The 15,981-nt window shown below is 59.3% G+C and carries 19 protein-coding genes and 1 tRNA gene; 7 read left to right on the forward strand and 13 right to left on the reverse strand.

Features of this window, described 5'->3' with window-relative positions; all coding sequences use genetic code 11:
- Positions 1-14: 14 nt before the first annotated feature.
- A complete protein-coding gene (locus N7U68_RS04175; protein WP_165192020.1) occupies positions 15-761 on the reverse strand; it encodes an RNA methyltransferase in 747 nt (248 codons plus the stop codon).
- Positions 762-949: 188 nt separating this feature from the next.
- Between N7U68_RS04175 and N7U68_RS04180 the strand changes: the two genes are divergently transcribed.
- Positions 950-1,570 (forward strand): thiamine phosphate synthase, encoded by a 621-nt coding sequence (locus tag N7U68_RS04180; protein WP_263048331.1) that lies wholly within the window; start codon positions 950-952, stop codon positions 1,568-1,570.
- A gap of 8 nt (positions 1,571-1,578) precedes the next feature.
- On the opposite strand, the gene olsA is transcribed toward N7U68_RS04180, so the two are convergent.
- The 3 genes from olsA to N7U68_RS04195 all read right to left on the reverse strand — a co-directional run bounded on the left by olsA (position 1,579) and on the right by N7U68_RS04195 (position 3,488).
- Positions 1,579-2,412, reverse strand: coding sequence for a lyso-ornithine lipid O-acyltransferase (gene olsA / locus N7U68_RS04185; RefSeq protein WP_263048332.1), 834 nt, complete (start codon positions 2,410-2,412; stop codon positions 1,579-1,581).
- Positions 2,409-3,191 (reverse strand): L-ornithine N(alpha)-acyltransferase, encoded by a 783-nt coding sequence (gene olsB / locus N7U68_RS04190; RefSeq protein ID WP_263048333.1) that lies wholly within the window; start codon positions 3,189-3,191, stop codon positions 2,409-2,411. The genes olsA and olsB overlap by 4 nt, the downstream gene beginning before the upstream one ends.
- Positions 3,192-3,305: 114 nt before the next feature.
- Entirely contained in the window at positions 3,306-3,488 is a 183-nt protein-coding gene (locus tag N7U68_RS04195; RefSeq protein WP_263048334.1) for a DUF3553 domain-containing protein, read from the reverse strand.
- Positions 3,489-3,515: 27 nt separating this feature from the next.
- Here N7U68_RS04195 and N7U68_RS04200 point away from each other — a divergent pair, with 27 nt between their 5' ends.
- The gene (locus N7U68_RS04200; RefSeq protein WP_263048335.1) at positions 3,516-4,127 is read left to right on the forward strand and encodes a histidine phosphotransferase family protein; all 612 of its coding nucleotides are present in this window, start codon (positions 3,516-3,518) and stop codon (positions 4,125-4,127) included.
- Positions 4,128-4,193: 66 nt separating this feature from the next.
- Here N7U68_RS04200 and N7U68_RS04205 read toward each other — a convergent pair whose 3' ends face one another.
- From N7U68_RS04205 to N7U68_RS04245, 9 genes are all read right to left on the reverse strand, one after another.
- Positions 4,194-5,459, reverse strand: coding sequence for a glutamate-5-semialdehyde dehydrogenase (locus N7U68_RS04205; RefSeq protein ID WP_263048336.1), 1,266 nt, complete (start codon positions 5,457-5,459; stop codon positions 4,194-4,196).
- A 52-nt stretch (positions 5,460-5,511) separates the two neighbouring features.
- The gene (gene proB, locus N7U68_RS04210) at positions 5,512-6,618 is read right to left on the reverse strand and encodes a glutamate 5-kinase (protein WP_263048337.1); all 1,107 of its coding nucleotides are present in this window, start codon (positions 6,616-6,618) and stop codon (positions 5,512-5,514) included.
- Positions 6,606-7,643 carry a GTPase ObgE gene (obgE, locus tag N7U68_RS04215; protein WP_165192012.1) on the reverse strand — a complete coding sequence of 346 codons (1,038 nt, stop codon included), beginning with the start codon at positions 7,641-7,643 and terminating at the stop codon, positions 6,606-6,608. Before obgE ends, proB begins: the two co-directional genes overlap by 13 nt.
- A 48-nt stretch (positions 7,644-7,691) precedes the next feature.
- Positions 7,692-8,231, reverse strand: coding sequence for a GNAT family N-acetyltransferase (locus tag N7U68_RS04220; RefSeq protein ID WP_165192011.1), 540 nt, complete (start codon positions 8,229-8,231; stop codon positions 7,692-7,694).
- Complete coding sequence (locus tag N7U68_RS04225; RefSeq protein WP_165192010.1) at positions 8,228-8,833, reverse strand: LysE family translocator; 606 nt, start codon at positions 8,831-8,833, stop codon at positions 8,228-8,230. The genes N7U68_RS04220 and N7U68_RS04225 overlap by 4 nt, the downstream gene beginning before the upstream one ends.
- Before the next feature lie 219 nt (positions 8,834-9,052).
- Entirely contained in the window at positions 9,053-9,322 is a 270-nt protein-coding gene (gene rpmA / locus N7U68_RS04230; RefSeq protein WP_165192009.1) for a 50S ribosomal protein L27, read from the reverse strand.
- Positions 9,323-9,333: 11 nt separating this feature from the next.
- On the reverse strand, positions 9,334-10,011 hold the full coding sequence (locus N7U68_RS04235) for a 50S ribosomal protein L21 (protein WP_263048338.1): 678 nt from the start codon (positions 10,009-10,011) through the stop codon (positions 9,334-9,336).
- Positions 10,012-10,202: 191 nt separating this feature from the next.
- Positions 10,203-11,027 carry a DUF2059 domain-containing protein gene (locus tag N7U68_RS04240; RefSeq protein ID WP_263048339.1) on the reverse strand — a complete coding sequence of 275 codons (825 nt, stop codon included), beginning with the start codon at positions 11,025-11,027 and terminating at the stop codon, positions 10,203-10,205.
- A gap of 2 nt (positions 11,028-11,029) precedes the next feature.
- Complete coding sequence (locus tag N7U68_RS04245; protein ID WP_263048340.1) at positions 11,030-11,872, reverse strand: DUF2059 domain-containing protein; 843 nt, start codon at positions 11,870-11,872, stop codon at positions 11,030-11,032.
- A gap of 139 nt (positions 11,873-12,011) precedes the next feature.
- Between N7U68_RS04245 and N7U68_RS04250 the strand changes: the two genes are divergently transcribed.
- From N7U68_RS04250 to istB, 5 genes are all read left to right on the forward strand, one after another.
- Positions 12,012-12,101 (forward strand) — tRNA-Ser (locus N7U68_RS04250).
- Between the two features lie 246 nt (positions 12,102-12,347).
- Positions 12,348-12,719: a hypothetical protein gene (locus N7U68_RS04255; protein WP_263048341.1), complete on the forward strand. Its 372-nt coding sequence runs from the start codon at positions 12,348-12,350 to the stop codon at positions 12,717-12,719.
- The gene (locus N7U68_RS04260; protein WP_263048342.1) at positions 12,716-13,198 is read left to right on the forward strand and encodes a hypothetical protein; all 483 of its coding nucleotides are present in this window, start codon (positions 12,716-12,718) and stop codon (positions 13,196-13,198) included. Before N7U68_RS04255 ends, N7U68_RS04260 begins: the two co-directional genes overlap by 4 nt.
- A gap of 370 nt (positions 13,199-13,568) precedes the next feature.
- The gene (gene istA, locus N7U68_RS04265) at positions 13,569-15,098 is read left to right on the forward strand and encodes an IS21 family transposase (protein WP_263046779.1); all 1,530 of its coding nucleotides are present in this window, start codon (positions 13,569-13,571) and stop codon (positions 15,096-15,098) included.
- Entirely contained in the window at positions 15,088-15,879 is a 792-nt protein-coding gene (gene istB, locus N7U68_RS04270) for an IS21-like element helper ATPase IstB (protein WP_263046774.1), read from the forward strand. Before istA ends, istB begins: the two co-directional genes overlap by 11 nt.
- Positions 15,880-15,981: the final 102 nt, after the last annotated feature.

A 15,981-nucleotide genomic window follows, 5' to 3' on the forward strand; every position in this document is an offset into this window, starting at 1 on the left:
CCCTTCAAGCGCACTTAGTCACCGCGATCCTTCCAGCGGACCATCTGCCGCAGTATCCCGTGCAGCAGGCGCGTGTCGGCGGTGGTCAAAGGCATGCGCGACCAGAAATTGCGCAATGTCTGACGCATGCTGTCGGCCTTGTGCTCGGGAAAGAAAAAACCCGCATCATCCATCCGCGCGTCGTAATGCGCCGCCAGCGCTTCGATATCGCTTTGATTGGCCCAATCCGTATCCGACATCTGCACATGCTCGGGTACAACGTCATCCGTCGCACGGCGCCACTCATAGGCGGTCAACAATACACATTGCGCCAAATTAAGGCTGGCAAATGCGGGATTCACCGGCACCGAGATAATCGCATTCGCCCGCGCCACATCGGCGTTCTCCAGCCCGGCCCGTTCTGGACCAAATAAAACCGCTACCCGTTGCCCATCTGCGATCTTCTCGGCGGCCATCTGCATCGCGCGCTCTGGGCTCACTACCGGCTTGGTCATCTCGCGGGTGCGCGCCGTGGTGGCAAAGACGAAATGCGCGTCGTTCACGGCCTCTGGCAGCGTCTCAACCAAGAGTGCCTCGTCCAGCAATCGCCCGGCGCCGCTCGCCATTGCGACCGCTGACGGGTTCGGCCAGCCATCACGCGGGGCGACCAGACGCATCCGATCCAGTCCAAAATTCCACATCGCGCGCGCCGCTGCACCGATGTTTTCGCCCATCTGCGGGCGCACCAGCACAAAGTCAGGCTGCGGTCGGTCTGTTGGCATCGCTCACTCCTCCGGCGTTTGCGCGCTGATACGCCAAGGATTGCGACCATAAAACCCCCGCGCCCATCTTCTGACGTCAAATTTCCCGCCGGAGCCAAGAAATCGTCTGCTCCGCCTGCCGCCAAGAGCATGGCGCCGGAGGATATTCCGCGTTATAGCAGCGCAAAAGACCCCGAGGAGCGTCCGACATGGCCGAAACCGAGCATCCGCAGATTTATCTCATCACACCGTCCGAGATCGAGCTCAGCCGGTTCGGTGATCAATTGGCCGCCGCGCTTGATGCACATCCCATTGCCTGTGTGCGCCTCGCGCTATCGACCCGCGACGAAGACGATATCGCCCGCGCCGCGGACGCTTGCCGCGAGATCACCCATACCCGCGACGTGGCATTGGTGATCAGCAGTCATATCGCGCTGGTCGAACGTCTGGGGCTGGATGGAGTCCACCTCACCGATGGCGCGCGTTCCGTCCGCAAGGCCCGCAAGGCGCTGGGAGCAGATGCCATTGTCGGTGCGTGGTGCGGCCAGTCGCGCCACGATGGTCTCGGAGCAGGCGAGGCCGGCGCAGATTACATCAGCTTTGGCCCCGTTGGTCAGAGCCTGCTGGACGACGCCCAACAGGCCGAAGCCGAGTTGTTCAGTTGGTGGAGCGAGATGATCGAACTGCCCGTCGTGGCCGAAGGCGCACTGGATGCCGACCATATCGCCGAACTCGCGCCGGTCACTGATTTCTTTGGCATCGGCGAGGAGATATGGCGCGCCGACGATCCGGCAGCCGCCCTGCGATCCCTGATCGCCGCAATGCACTGAACATCACGTTATTGGTGTTGTCTCTCAGGTGGCATCGCGCCTCTTACCTGTGTTTCCAGATGCTTGGCCAATGATTTGCGATCGGCAAAGTCTGCGGCGCGGACTGGTGGGTGGTAAATCACCCGCACAGAGCCCTGTGGCCACGCGGCCAATACCTGCAACATATGCGCGCCAAAGCTCATATCCCCCCACCAACCATAGAACCGCTCATCGCGGCCATGCGGTGCGGTATAAATCACAGTCACGGCCTGAACGCTCAGGACATTCCGCAGGTTTGGTGTGAGAAATGCCGCAAACAGCGTTGATTTAAATGGCAGAACCCGCATTCCGTCTGTCGATGTCCCCTCGGGGAAAAACAGCAACCGATGCCCTGCCAGCAACCGCCCCTCAAAAAGCGCTGTCTGTGCCTTGGCCTGATTGCGGTCGCGCGCGATAAACACAGTCCCCACCGCCCGCGCCATCATGCCAATTCCCGGCCATCCGGCGACTTCGGATTTTGAGACGAAATAGATGCGCTTGCGGGCATTCAGAGTGAAAATATCCAGCCATGACGCATGGTTGGCGACCACCGCCCCACGCGCGGTCATCGGTGTCCCCTCTGACCGGTAGCGCATTTGCAGGATAACGAACGCAACGCGGCAAACAATCTGGGTGATGAAGGGCGTAACAGGGCGACGCAGGCCATAAATAGGTCGCTCAACGGCGCGCAGGATCAGCAAGATGGCCACCCCGGTCAGCAGTATCACAATTAGTAGAAACCCGCGTACCCCCGCCAGTAACCAGCCCAGTGGTGTGATACGCGCCGGACCCGGTTCATCCTCAGGCTGCCACGTAAAACTCACCCGCCGAGGCCTCGGGAGTAAATATCTTTTCTCTTCTGGCTCAAACGATCCGTATCCATGACCAGACATATATCCGTGGTGTTGAATGCATGATCCACAAACGCGCCGTCACCGACGTGGCCGCCTAGCCGCAAATAGGCCTTTATCAACGCGGGCACCTGCAACATCGCCGTCCGGCGATCAATCTGATCCGGCGCGATCAGGTCCATGCGCTGAAAATGCGTCGGCTGGGCACGCGCGCGTAGCGCCTTGGGTGCCAGATGACGATGGTAAAGCAGCGATAATGGCTGTGCCAGCGCGTCTGTATCAGTCCCGTGAAAACTGGCGACACCAAAGAGAACCTCGATCCCGTGATCCGTGACATATTGCGCCAGCCCCTGCCAGAGATGATACATTGCCTCGCCACCACGATAGCGTGCATCTACGCAGGATCGGCCCAGTTCCATCAACCGTCGCCCTGAACTGCGCAGCGGCGTCAGGTCATACTCATCCTCTGAATAGAACTGCCCCGCACTGCGGGCCTGATCGTCCCGCAACAGCCGGTACACACCGATCACGCGATCCTCGGACGCACAGTTCAACGTCGTATCGGTCAGGATCAAGTGGTCAAAATAGGCGTCAAAGTGGTCTTGCTCCAACCCCGCGTCGTGATCGACCAACGGGCCGTTGCCGCCCAACTCCTGAACAAAGACACGATACCGCAGCCGTTGCGCAGCGCGGCGTTCGGCTTCGGTTTCGGCCAGTTTGACCCTGAATTGCGGTGAACCGTTTATCTGCATCAGCCCCAGCTATCCCCCGGCCCGCTTTTAGGGTCGCGCGGAAGGGATGGCAACAGAGCAAGCGACAGGCGCTTTACTATCGCAAAGGTTGTGTTAAGATTTTCGTAATCCTTTTCATGGCTCAATGAACGGACGCAACTCTACTCGTGCCGCATCTACAACGACCTTACCAGCGTTGGGGAAATTAACCGTGACCTTGCCAGCGATATTGCTTTGTACCAGCCCAACGCCCCAATCGGGTTGTCCGGGATGTTCGACCCGCATGCCCGGTGCGAGAAAGGCAGACATGTCATTCATTGTTCAGTTCCATAATAGGGGCATGTGATGACTACAAAAAGTGATTCACAGCTTAACCCCGATCTGGCCGCACTGATAGGGTCTCGCATCTGTCATGATCTGATCAGTCCGGTCGGCGCGATCTCGAACGGACTGGAACTGTTGACTTTGGCAGGTACCCCCAGCGGACCCGAGATGAATTTACTACGCTCCAGCGCCGATTACGCCAATGCCCGATTGCGTTTCTTTCGCGTGGCCTTCGGCCTCACCGGCAAAGGCCAGACAATGCCCACAGGTGATGTCAGCACGATTCTGGATGATGTGTTCACTGGCAACATCAGCATAGATTGGCGTCTGCGGGGCGCGCTTGACCGGCCATTGGCACAGGCCAGCTTCCTCGCTTTGATGTGTACCGAAACGGCGCTCCCCTACGGTGGGCACATTACCATCAGCGGCGCACCTGACGCGATTTGTCTTGTGGCCGAAGGTGAGCGACTCTCTGTGTCAGCGCGGCACTGGGATGATTTGGCCAAAAGGCGCCCGCCCGGCGAGCTTTCGGCGGCGCTGGTGCAATTCGCTCTTTTGCCGGAAATCCTGACAAAGCTGCACCGCAGACCCACGGTGTTCCGGGCCAAGAACACAACATCCCTGCAATTCTAATCCGTCTCGTGGACCACTTGGCTCGCGCTATCGACGACACCCGTTTGTGACCAGCCGCCAGTCGCGTCAGTCACGCACAGTTCCATCCCCATCAACCAGATATTTAAAGCTGGTCAATTGCGCCGCCCCCACCGGGCCGCGCGCATGCAGCTTGCCCGTGGCGATCCCGATCTCGGCGCCCATTCCAAACTCTCCGCCATCGGCAAACTGAGTGGATGCATTGCGCATAAGGATCGCGCTGTCCAACTCGGTAAAGAAGGTCTGCGCAGCCGTATCATCTTCGGTCAGGATGCAATCGGTGTGTTGCGACCCATAGCGTTCTATATGGCTGACGGCACCGTTCACGTCATTCACAATCCGTGCGGCGATGATCATATCCAGATATTCGTGACCCCAATCGTCCTCGCCCGCAGGAACGGTGCCTTCGATCCGGGCCAACGTGTCATCGGCGCGCACCTCGACGCCCGCCTCGAGCAGCGCGCGCACCAGATCCGCCCCCAACCCGTCCGCGATATCACGATGAATGAGCAGGCATTCAGCGGCACCACAGATCCCGGTGCGGCGCGTCTTGGCATTCATCACCACACGCATCGCTTTCTCGGGATCAGCCGCAACATCCACGTAGACGTGCACGATCCCTTCGAGATGGGCAAAGACCGGCACGCGCGCCTCGCGCTGAACCAGCCCCACCAGCCCCTTGCCGCCGCGCGGCACGATCACGTCGATCAGCCCGGTCATGGTCAGCATCTCCTGCACTGCCGCGCGATCGCGCGTCGGCACCAGCTGAATCGCCTCTTCGGGCAGGCCCGCGGTCCGCAATCCCGCCTGCAAGCACCCGTGTATGGCCTGACTGGAATGAAAGCTTTCTGACCCGCCGCGCAAAATCACCGCATTCCCCGCCTTCAGACACAGCGCACCGGCGTCAGCGGTCACATTCGGGCGGCTCTCGTAGATGACACCGATCACGCCCAATGGGGTGCGCACCCGGCGGATATGCAGCCCGCTGGATTGGTCCCACTCGGCCAGAACCTCGCCCACGGGATCGGCCTGCGCCGCGACTGCCCGCAGTCCGGCGGCGATGCCTTCGATGCGTGCCTCATCCAGCATCAGGCGATCCATCATCGCCTCTGACAGCCCTTTTTCACGGCCATAGTCGAGGTCCTTGGCATTGGCTGCAATGATCGCATCCATACGCTTGATGATCGTAGCCGCAGCGGCATTCAGCGCCTCGGCCTTCTGATCGCTGCTGACAATCGCCAGTTCGGTGGCCGCGGCACGCGCACAGGCACCAATTTGCGCCATGAGGGCGGGAATATCAGTATGGTCTTTCATCACGGCATGTCCCTGCGTGGTCTATTCGAAGTCTGATCTTATCAGCCCAGTATCAAAACGCCATATCATCGCGATGGATCAGCGCGGCGCGCGCCGGATAGCCCAAAACAGGCTCAATCGCATCTGACCGCAATCCCTTGATCGCGGTGGCGTCGTCCGAGGCGTAGCGCGTCAGGCCCAGTCCCAGCGCCCGCCCGTCCGGGCCGATGATCTCGACCGGATCACCACGACCAAAGCGACCAGAAACGTCCGTCACACCGGCTGGCAACAGACTGCTGCCCCGCTCCATCGCGCGAACAGCCCCTGCATCGACTGTGATCTGCCCTTTGGCCTTCATCGCGGCGATCCACGCCTTGCGTTTCTGCTGCGGCGTCCCCTGTGCGCGGAACCAGGTCGCGGGTGCACCCTGTTCCAGCGCAGAAATCGGATGCAAAACCGATCCTTCAGTAATCACCATATCGCACCCTGCCGCAGTGGCGGTCTTGGCCGCCATCAGCTTGGTCTTCATCCCGCCCTTACTCAGGCCGGATGTTGCATCGCCGGCCATCGCCTCGATCTCGGGTGTGATGTGGTCGATCACGTCAAACCGGGTTGCAGATGGATCCTGTGCCGGATTGGCCGAATAAAATCCATCGACATCCGACAGCAGGATCAACTGGTCCGCCCCCGCCGTCACAGCGACCTGTGCCGCCATCCGGTCATTGTCACCATAGCGGATTTCATCCGTGGCAACGGTGTCGTTCTCATTGACGATGGGAACCGCGCCGAAGCGCAACAAGGTTTCAAGCGTGGCGCGCGAATTGAGATAGCGCCGCCGGTCCGTGCTGTCCTCCAGCGTGACCAGAACCTGCGCCGCACGCAGCCCGCGCCGCGCCAGAGCTGCATCATACGCTCCCGCCAGCTTGATCTGGCCCACGGCGGCCGCGGCCTGCGATTGCTCCAGCGTCAGTTCGGTCGCAGGCAACCCCAGCGCACTACGCCCCAATGCGATAGACCCGGACGAGACCAGAACAACATCCGCGCCGCGCGCCCTTAGTCGCGCCACATCATCGGTCAGCGCCTCCAGCCATTCACTGCGCAGATCGCCCGTAACCCGATCCACCAACAGGGCCGAACCGATCTTGATGACCAGCCGCTTGGCGTCCGCTACGGCCGCCACGGTTCAGGCTCGTCTTCGGCAGGTTTCTGGCGCAGCTTGTCAGCGGCAATGTTATCTTTCAGAACGCGCAGCACCTCGGGGACACCCTCGCGCGCAACGCCCGACATCGCCATGACTGTGCCACCCGATGCCTCTTCCAGCTCGGCCAACGCCTCGGCCCGTGCCTCATCGTCCAGCGCATCCACCTTGTTCAGCACGACGATGCGCGGCTTGGCACCCAGAATATCGCCATAGGCTTCGATCTCGGTGATGATCGTCTGGTAGTCCTCGGCAATCGTCTCGGACGTGCCATCAACCAAGTGCAACAGAACCGAGCATCGCTCGACATGACCGAGAAAAATATCGCCCAGCCCCCTGCCCTCACTGGCCCCGTCGATCAGGCCCGGAATGTCTGCCACGACAAATTCCACGTTATCGACACCGACCACACCCAGATTGGGATGCAGGGTCGTGAACGGATAATCGGCGATCTTGGGCCGTGCATTGGACGTGGCCGCCAGAAAGGTCGACTTGCCTGCATTTGGCAGACCCAGCAGGCCCACATCCGCAATCAGTTTCAGGCGCAGCCAGATGGTGCGTTCCACGCCCTCTTGGCCCGGATTGGCCCGGCGCGGCGCCTGATTGGTCGAAGATTTGAAATGCAGGTTGCCAAAACCGCCATTGCCGCCGCGCGCCAGTTGCACGCGCTGTCCCAGCTCGGTCAGATCGGCAATCACTGTCTCCTGATCCTCGTCAAGGATCTCGGTGCCGACCGGCACCCGAAGAACGATGTCGTCGGCATCCTTGCCGGTGCGCTGCCGCCCCATCCCGGGCTGGCCACTGCGGGCAAAAAAGTGCTGCTGATAGCGGAAATCAATCAGCGTATTCAGCCCATCCACAGCCTCGGCCCAAACCGAGCCACCCTTGCCGCCGTCGCCCCCGTCCGGTCCGCCATATTCGAGGTATTTCTCACGACGAAAGCTGACGCAACCGCCGCCGCCGCCGCCGGAGCGAATATAGACCTTGGCGAAATCGAGAAACTTCATGCTGTGTCCTTGCTTGCGCCCGTTCCATACGGCGGCGCGGCGAAATGCTCAATGCTGTTTACGGCTATAGGTCCATGTCGGCACCTTGGCCCCTTGGGCCACCGAATATGTTTCGGCATCCCCAAGGTAGCAGAAGCCGCAATTGGTCAGGACCCGTGCCGAAGCCGCGTTACCCTGATGCACAGTGGCAAAGATTGTCCGGCATTGCTGTGGGTTGGCCGCAACAAGCGCCGCGACGGCCTCTGACGCGATCCCGGAATTCCAGAACGCGGGCGCAACCCAATAGCCGATTTCGGACTGCCCGACATCGACCCGCGTCAGGCTAATCACCCCCATGACCTCGCCGCCGCCCATCTTGGTCCCGTCCATGACCCACGCATCCTCGGTCCGATCCGCAGCACTGACGCGACCGATGAAGGCCTCGACCAGCCCCGGAGGCAGCGGATGCGGGATAGACGACGTATTGCGCGACACGCGCTTGTCCGAGATATACATCTCGATCAGGCCGGCATCGGACACCCGCACTGGCCGCAGGTCGAAACGAGGCGTCTCGATCGTCGCTTGGTTGATTATTGTCTCAAGCATCATGCGCTTTCTCCTCCAAAGAGCACAAAGAGAACCGACAGCACGGTGAGTGCCGCGAGGGTCCACATCAGATATTTCTCCGCCGCGCTCCCTGCGACGGTCTTGGCAATCCGGTCCCCGGCCAGTGTCCAGATAGGGTGCAGAACGATCTGCAATGACAACAGACAGATGGCAATTACCGCCGTCGCCTGCAAGGCCGGTGTGCCCGGTGCGACAAAGTTTGAAAACCCGCCGACGATCATTGCCCAAGCCTTTGGATTGAGCGGATGTACAAACAATCCCGCAACAAATCCCGGTGCCTCGGATTGTTCGGCCCCAACGGCGAGGCGTAGGTTCGCCACCTTCCACGCCAACCAGCAGATGTAGGCCGCCGAGACCCACTTGAGCGCGACAAATATGCCCGGCGCGGCAGTCGACAGTTCCATCAGACCGAAACCGATTGGCCAGATGATCAGTTGTTTGCCCAAGGCAACCCCTGCGACAAAGGGCAATGCCGCCCGAAACCCGAACCGCGCGCCCGTTGCCATTAACGCCATGTTCGCAGGGCCCGGCGTCCCGACCTGACTGGCACCAAAAACCAGAAAAGACGTGATCGCGACACTCATGCCCGCACCGCCCCGACCCGGCTGGACCTGCCGCACAAGCCGCTGTTCACTAATCGCAGCTCAATCAGATTTTTCCCGGTGACACTCATCATTCTAGTCCGGCTTTCCTCATCGGGGTGCGCGGGTTATGGCCCGGTCCGGGTTCCTTTGACGTAAACGAAAAAGGGGACCGGCCTATCCGCCGATCCCCTGGTTGTTTCAGAACCTGTTCAGATACGGCTACTCAGCGGCCTCTGCGACTGGCGCGACCGAGATAAAGGTGCGTCCCTTCAGGCCTTTGCGGAAGGTCACGTTGCCCTCGACTGTGGCAAAGATCGTGTGATCACGACCCATGCCCACACCCTCGCCCGGCCACATTTTCGTGCCGCGCTGACGCATGATGATATTGCCGGGAATCACGGCTTCGCCGCCGTATTTTTTGACTCCAAGACGACGGCCCGCGGAGTCGCGACCGTTACGGGATGAACCGCCTGCTTTTTTATGTGCCATCTGGTCTCTCCTTAGCCTTTGGTCAAATCTTTAGCCTGATCGATCCAGCCTTCGCGCTCGATCCGGCCCTTGAACGACAGTTTCTCGTCCATATCAGCAACGTCCGCATCCGTCCATGCCGCGATCTGGGCAAAGGTGGTGACGCCGTTTTCGTGAAGCTTCTTCTCCAGCGCGGGACCGACGCCCGACAGCTGTTTCAGATCATCGCCAGCCGCATCAGCCTTGGCGGCCTTCTTGGGCGCAGCGGCTTTCTCCGGGGCTTCAGCCTTGTCCGCTTTCTTGGCGGGGGCAGCTTTCTTGGCGGGCTTGGCATCGGCGGCCACGGCGGGGGCAGAACCTGCACCCATGGCTGCTTTGACACCGGATTTCTCCGCGCCTTTTTCCAGAATCTCGGTGATCCGCAGCAGCGTCAACTGTTGACGGTGGCCCTTGGTGCGCTGGCTGCCGTGCTTACGGCGGCGCTTGACGAAGTGGATGACCTTGTCACCCTTGACCTGATCCACGACCTCGGCCTGAACAGCGGCACCATCAATCATCGGTGCGCCGACAACCGGCTTGTCGCCGCCCAGCATCAGAATCTCATTGAATTGCACTTTTTCGCCGGCATCCGCCGCCAGCTTTTCGACACGCAGCAAATCGCCCGACTGGACCTTGTACTGCTTGCCGCCGGTTTTCATAACCGCAAACATCTGTCTTTCCTTCGCATTTTCCGCGTCCTTCGGTCCCCTTGCGGGTGTTCCCGATCTTGCGATCACCTGGGACGGCGCGCCATATTCGGCGTATAGAAATTAACCCCGGATCGAGGACCACCCCCGCCGAGATGCGGGCTTATCGGGTTATTGCGCGCCCAAGTCAAGCGGTTTTGCCCACCTGCTTCCGGTCAGAGCGGCGCGCTGTTCATATGCTCGGCAACCGCCTGCCCCAACAGATATGATAGCTCATCATACATCCGGTTGTAGGCCCGAAACAGCGCACGGTTCAGTGTCTGTCCCTCGGGCCGCTTGAACACCGCCGCATAGGCCGACAGGTCATCGAAATCCAGCGGATCATAGGCCAGCAGCAAAAATGCGTATAACCATTCCTCAGTATCGGCACGGTTGGTGTCTTCCTGAGACCAGACATCGCGCAGAATCTCGTCTTCGGTCATGTTCAGTGCGCCGCCATCGACCAGCCCGCGAAAGAACATCAGGTTGGAATTAAGCGCACCGGCAACGTTCAATTCTATCAGATCACTTTCGACAATAATCATTTCGATCGGCCCGATCACTGGGTCTTCGTCTTCGCGCAACCGATCAGCGCGGGCCATCGCGGCATCCTCGATCTCCGGATCCATGAATGCGCGCCGCGCGGCCAGTTCCAGCGCGATCACCTGCCTGCCCAGATCAGAGGTAAAGAACGTCAGCAAATGGGTCAGATCCGTGTCCTCCAGCCCCTTGGTCAATTCGGCCTCGACCAGTGCCTGCATGCGCTCGGGGCTATAAATACGCGCCACGGTGCTGGCCCAGCTATCCAGATCCGCATCCGGCAACATCTCTTCTGCAATCTGCGCTCCGTAAATGTCGCCCTCGGCCTGCATGATCGCCACGGTTGCCGTGACGTCGAGCGCGTCAAACAGCGCACGCAAACGCGCCGTGCGATCCTCCTCCGCATGTCCCAAGCCACTGCATAACAGCCACAGACCCGCACAGAGTGTGAACAATCGCACGATCACAGCGCCTGCCCCGGCCCCATGTCCGCCATGCGCAGCGCCAGAACCTCGAACCGCTCGGCCATGATCTCGAACTGGATGGCATTCATCAACTCATAGACTCGCTGCATCTGCGGCGCCTCCAACGCATCGGCATACGCCGCCAATTCCGCGTTGCTGAACGCCTCATAGGTATAGGCCGCACTGTTCAGACCACTGACTTTCAGCGACTCGCGCAACTCGGCATCCCTTGCCCCCAGTAGCTGCCTCAGCGTTGCCTCATCGATCTCGCGGTCCAGCACACCCGCCGTCGATGCGACTATCAGAAACCGGACCTGCACTTCGCGAATGGCCGAAATCGTCACACCAGAACTGTCCACCGCCTCGGTCAGACGCACCAACTGCGTCAGCCGCTCCGGCGTCGCCTCTTCGATCAGAACCGCGCCACCCGCCTGCTTCATGTCGTTGTCCTCTTCGCGGTGAGAGGCATTTTCCTCGGCCACCAGCCGCACGCCCAAAGGCGACGCGTAAAACTCCGCTGCGACATTCAGCAGATCGTCGCTCAGCGTGTGTTCAAGAATATCAAGCGCGATCCCGTGCAGGACATCCTCGGCAAAGACATCGCTGGCCGTGCGCGACCAGTCATCGCCGAAATCGCTGGCCGACATGCCCAGCATCATCGGTGCGTCCTGCGCCGAATGGGCAATGCTCGCCAACGCGGTATCAAACCCGGTGACCTTTAGAAACGCCTCCAGCCGCGGACGATCCGCCGCCTGCGCCATGACGGACGCGCAGATCAGCGTAATCAAGAGCGCGTATAGCGGACCCTTTCGCCCCTGCGATATTTGCAACGATTTCAGCATCTGCCACCTCCCCGCGCCGCGACCCGCGGCCGCCACTGATCATGTCCGCGCCAGACTATTGGATTTCTCCGGTCAAACAACGCAAAACCCCTTGTCTCGCCCGCCAAAGGCAATTAAACGCTGGCTTCCAGACCCCCGCGGAGAGGTGCCGGAGTGGTCGAACGGGGCGGTCTCGAAAACCGTTGAGCCTTCACGGGTTCCCAGGGTTCGAATCCCTGTCTCTCCGCCATTACCATTTGATTTCATTGAGTTTTACCTCAAAGAGACAACTCAACCCATGTTCGAACCCATGCTTCGAAATTGGGTTCATACGGACATATGACGGGTTCTTGCTCACGAAGACGTGACCGCATGTCGCAGCACGCGCAGTCCGTTCCCCTCTTGCCTCTCGACCACACCATGCCTTCGCGCGTGACACATGATGCAAAGTGCGGCACTACTTAGCTATATCGCGTTCAAGTTGTCGGGAGAAATTATGCGGAATAAGATGGTGGTGTTTGCTGCGTTGTGCGGCGCTTATTTGGCGAGTGCGGGAAGTGCCCATGCCGAAACGTTTGAAGAATACCTTACCTCGATGGACAGGAAGCCGGTCACTTTTTCTGGCAAGATTTACTACAACGACAGTAACTTTCGCTTTTACAGCAACGCCGGTGAGTTCTTCACCGCAACGATGGATGCAGGCCGCGAAATTCGGGAACGGATCGAAGACGAGTGCCAAGAAGGCAGCTTTATGATTGACACCGACGAACTTTGTTCGATCACGGGAAGCGGTTCCGTGGAGATACGCGGAAGCGACATTCGCTTGAGCATTGAAGCCGTCGAAGACTTGGAGACTGGCAACCAATGAAAGTTGTTCGGATTGTTTTTCAGATCATTGTCGGGATGGTCTTTGGCATCGCCGCCGGGTTGGCGCTATCTCCGCTTTTTGCGGCCATTTCCGACGGCAAGGGCACGGTGGGATTCTTCGTCGTCTTTTTCGTAGTCACGCTATTGGCGGCATTTGCCCCTACGGTCCGGCGCGCGTTTGGGCGCGGCTTCTTGCTCTTGGGCGCGGCCATATTTGCGTTGCCGGTTTCGACATTCATACTATCCGGGGTCGTTTCGCACGAAATGGTCTCTGGGGCTGCAGACGCCGACAAAGGTTATGCCACAACCGGAAGTGTGATCGCCGGCGGCTTGATGACAACCATCGCCGGATTGTTCGGCTTCGTGCTCGGGTCGATTTCTCTAATCGTCGGTCTAATTCTGTCTCTTGGGGGACGACGGGAAGTCGTCATTGTTGAACGCCCCCAAACGCAAAGCGCCGAACCCACTCTACGCCGCTAAAGCGTAGGATGCGCTGCATACCCCTTGCGTTCCGCTACGGTCCTTCGACGTGACGGCCTATAGTGGGCAGAACAAGACGGCGGTTTCTTTCGAACTTAGCACCACGCCTTCGGTGGCTGGGCTGCCTTCATGGATTGTGACGGGACATGATGCCCACAGCCAGGACGCCGCCCAGCACCTCGCACCGGCACCCCGGTACATAGTGCAGGCGCTCCTTGATCATCGCAATAATCGGTTCGTCCGTAAATCATCTCTGCTGTTGATTGTCACTGAGAACTGACCCGGTAGCCCCATAAATTGTCACTGAGAACTGACCCATGTGAACACACTTCCCCGACGGTTTTGGTTGGGGGGATTTGGAGTGATCGACATGGGATTTTTGAGTGTCATTCGACGCTGGGCATTGCGTGACAAAATGCCAATCAGGGAGATTGCCCGGCGGACGGGTTTGTCTCGGAACACGATCAAGAAGTATCTGCGTGAAGGTGCGGTGGAGCCGAGGTTCAAGACGCCCAAGCGTCCAAGCAAGCTGGACCCCTACGCGGATCGGCTGTCAGCCTGGCTTTTAATCCAGACGCGGAAGTCACGCAAAGAGCGGCGGACAGTGAAGCAAATGCATGCTGATCTGGTGAAGCTGGGATATAATGGTTCCTATGAACGCGTGGCAGCTTTCGCCCGGGCATGGCGTGAAGATCGGCATCGAGCGGAACAGACGACGGGGCGCGGCACCTATGTGCCTTTGGTGTTCGCGCCCGGCGAAGCCTTCCAATTCGATTGGAGCGAGGACAGGGCCAACATCGGTGGTGAGCGCGTCAAACTTCAGGTCGCGCATATCAAACTGTCACACAGCCGGGCTTTCTTGGTGCGGGCCTACCCGCTGCAAACGCACGAGATGCTGTTTGACGCCCACTGGCATGCATTCCGCGTCTTCGGCGGCGTGCCTGGTCGCGGGATCTATGACAATATGAAGACCGCCGTTGATCGTGTGGGCAAAGGCAAGCAGCGGGACGTCAATGCACGCTTCAAGGCTATGGCCAGCCACTACGTGTTTGAGCCCGAGTTCTGCAATCCAGCCGCAGGTTGGGAGAAAGGCCAGGTTGAGAAGAACGTGCAGGATGCGCGCAACCGCATGTGGCAGGTCATGCCAGTCTTTGCCGATCAGGCAGAGCTGAACCAATGGCTTGAAGATCGCTGTATCGCCCTTTGGGCAGAGACACCGCACAAGGCTTTGCCGGGGTCCATCGCTGACGTGTGGGAGGCCGAGAAGCCCACGCTGATGGCACTGCCGCCGGCATTCGATGGCTTTATCGAACATAGTAAGCGTGTGTCACCCACATGCCTGATCACGTTCGAACGCAATCGCTACAGCGTTCCCGCCAGCTTTGCGAACCGACGTGTCAGTTTGCATGTCTATCCCGAACGGCTGGTCATGGTCGCTGAAGGGCAAACGGTTTGCGAGCATGCGCGGATCATCGAGCGGTCTCATCGCAAGCCCGGCAAGGTCATCTATGACTGGCGTCACTATCTCGCTGTCATCCAACGCAAACCAGGTGCCTTACGCAATGGTGCGCCGTTCACGGAGATGCCGGATGCCTTCCGGCAACTTCAGGATCACATGCTGCGTAAAGAAGGCGGTGACCGAGAGATGGTCGACATTCTGTCTCTGGTCCTTCAGCACAACGAAGATGACGTTTTGTGCGCAGTGGAGCTGGCACTTGAAGCGGGCGTCCCCACCAAGACGCACATCCTGAACCTGTTGCATCGATTGATCGACCGCAGACCGACAGATCACCCCGAGGTCGATCCGCCGGACGCACTGGCATTGCAGTCAACGCCAGAGGCCAACGTCGATCGCTATGACGGGTTGCGACAGACTAAGGAGAAGCGCCATGCGTCATGACCCAGCAGGAGCTTCTATCGTGATCATGCTACGCAGTCTCAAGCTGTACGGCATGGCAAATGCGATTGAAGACTTGGTCGCCCAGGGCGCGCCAGCGTTCGAAGCTGCCACACCAATGCTGTCACAGCTGCTCAAGGCCGAGATCGCCGAGCGCGAGGTACGGTCTATCGCCTACCACACGAAGGTCGCCCGCTTCCCCGCATATAAAGACCTCACCGGCTTTGACTTTGCGTCCAGTGAGATCAACGAGGCAACAGTCCGACAGTTGCATCGGTGCGAGTTCATTGAAGCGACTGAAAATGTCGTGCTGATCGGCGGCCCCGGAACCGGCAAAAGCCATACTGCTACAGCAATTGGTGTGCAGGCGATTGAGCATCACAGGCGAAAGGTCCGCTTCTTCTCGACCGTGGAATTGGTTAATGCACTGGAGCAAGAGAAAGCGCTTGGAAAGGCTGGGAAACTGGCTGAGATGCTGACCAAGGTCGATTTGGTTATCTTAGACGAGCTTGGCTACCTGCCGTTCAGTTCATCTGGTGGGGCATTGCTCTTCCACCTACTCAGTAAGCTCTATGAGCGCACCAGTGTGATCATCACCACCAACCTTAGCTTCTCAGAATGGGCGCAGGTCTTCGGGGATGCAAAGATGACCACCGCTCTCTTGGATCGGCTTACCCACCGCTGCCACATCCTCGAAACCGGAAACGACAGCTACCGCTTCAAGGTCAGTTCTGAGGCAGCAAAGAAAACTGCAAAGGAGGCCAAAACATTGACCGCATCATAGACCACGACGCATAACTGAGGGTGGGTCAAATCTCGGTGAAAATACCGGGTCAGTTCTCAGTGACAATCAACAATCTCTGCATTCGGCCGTTCTTTTGTCAGG

This window comes from Roseovarius pelagicus (assembly GCF_025639885.1).
GTDB lineage: Bacteria > Pseudomonadota > Alphaproteobacteria > Rhodobacterales > Rhodobacteraceae > Roseovarius > Roseovarius pelagicus.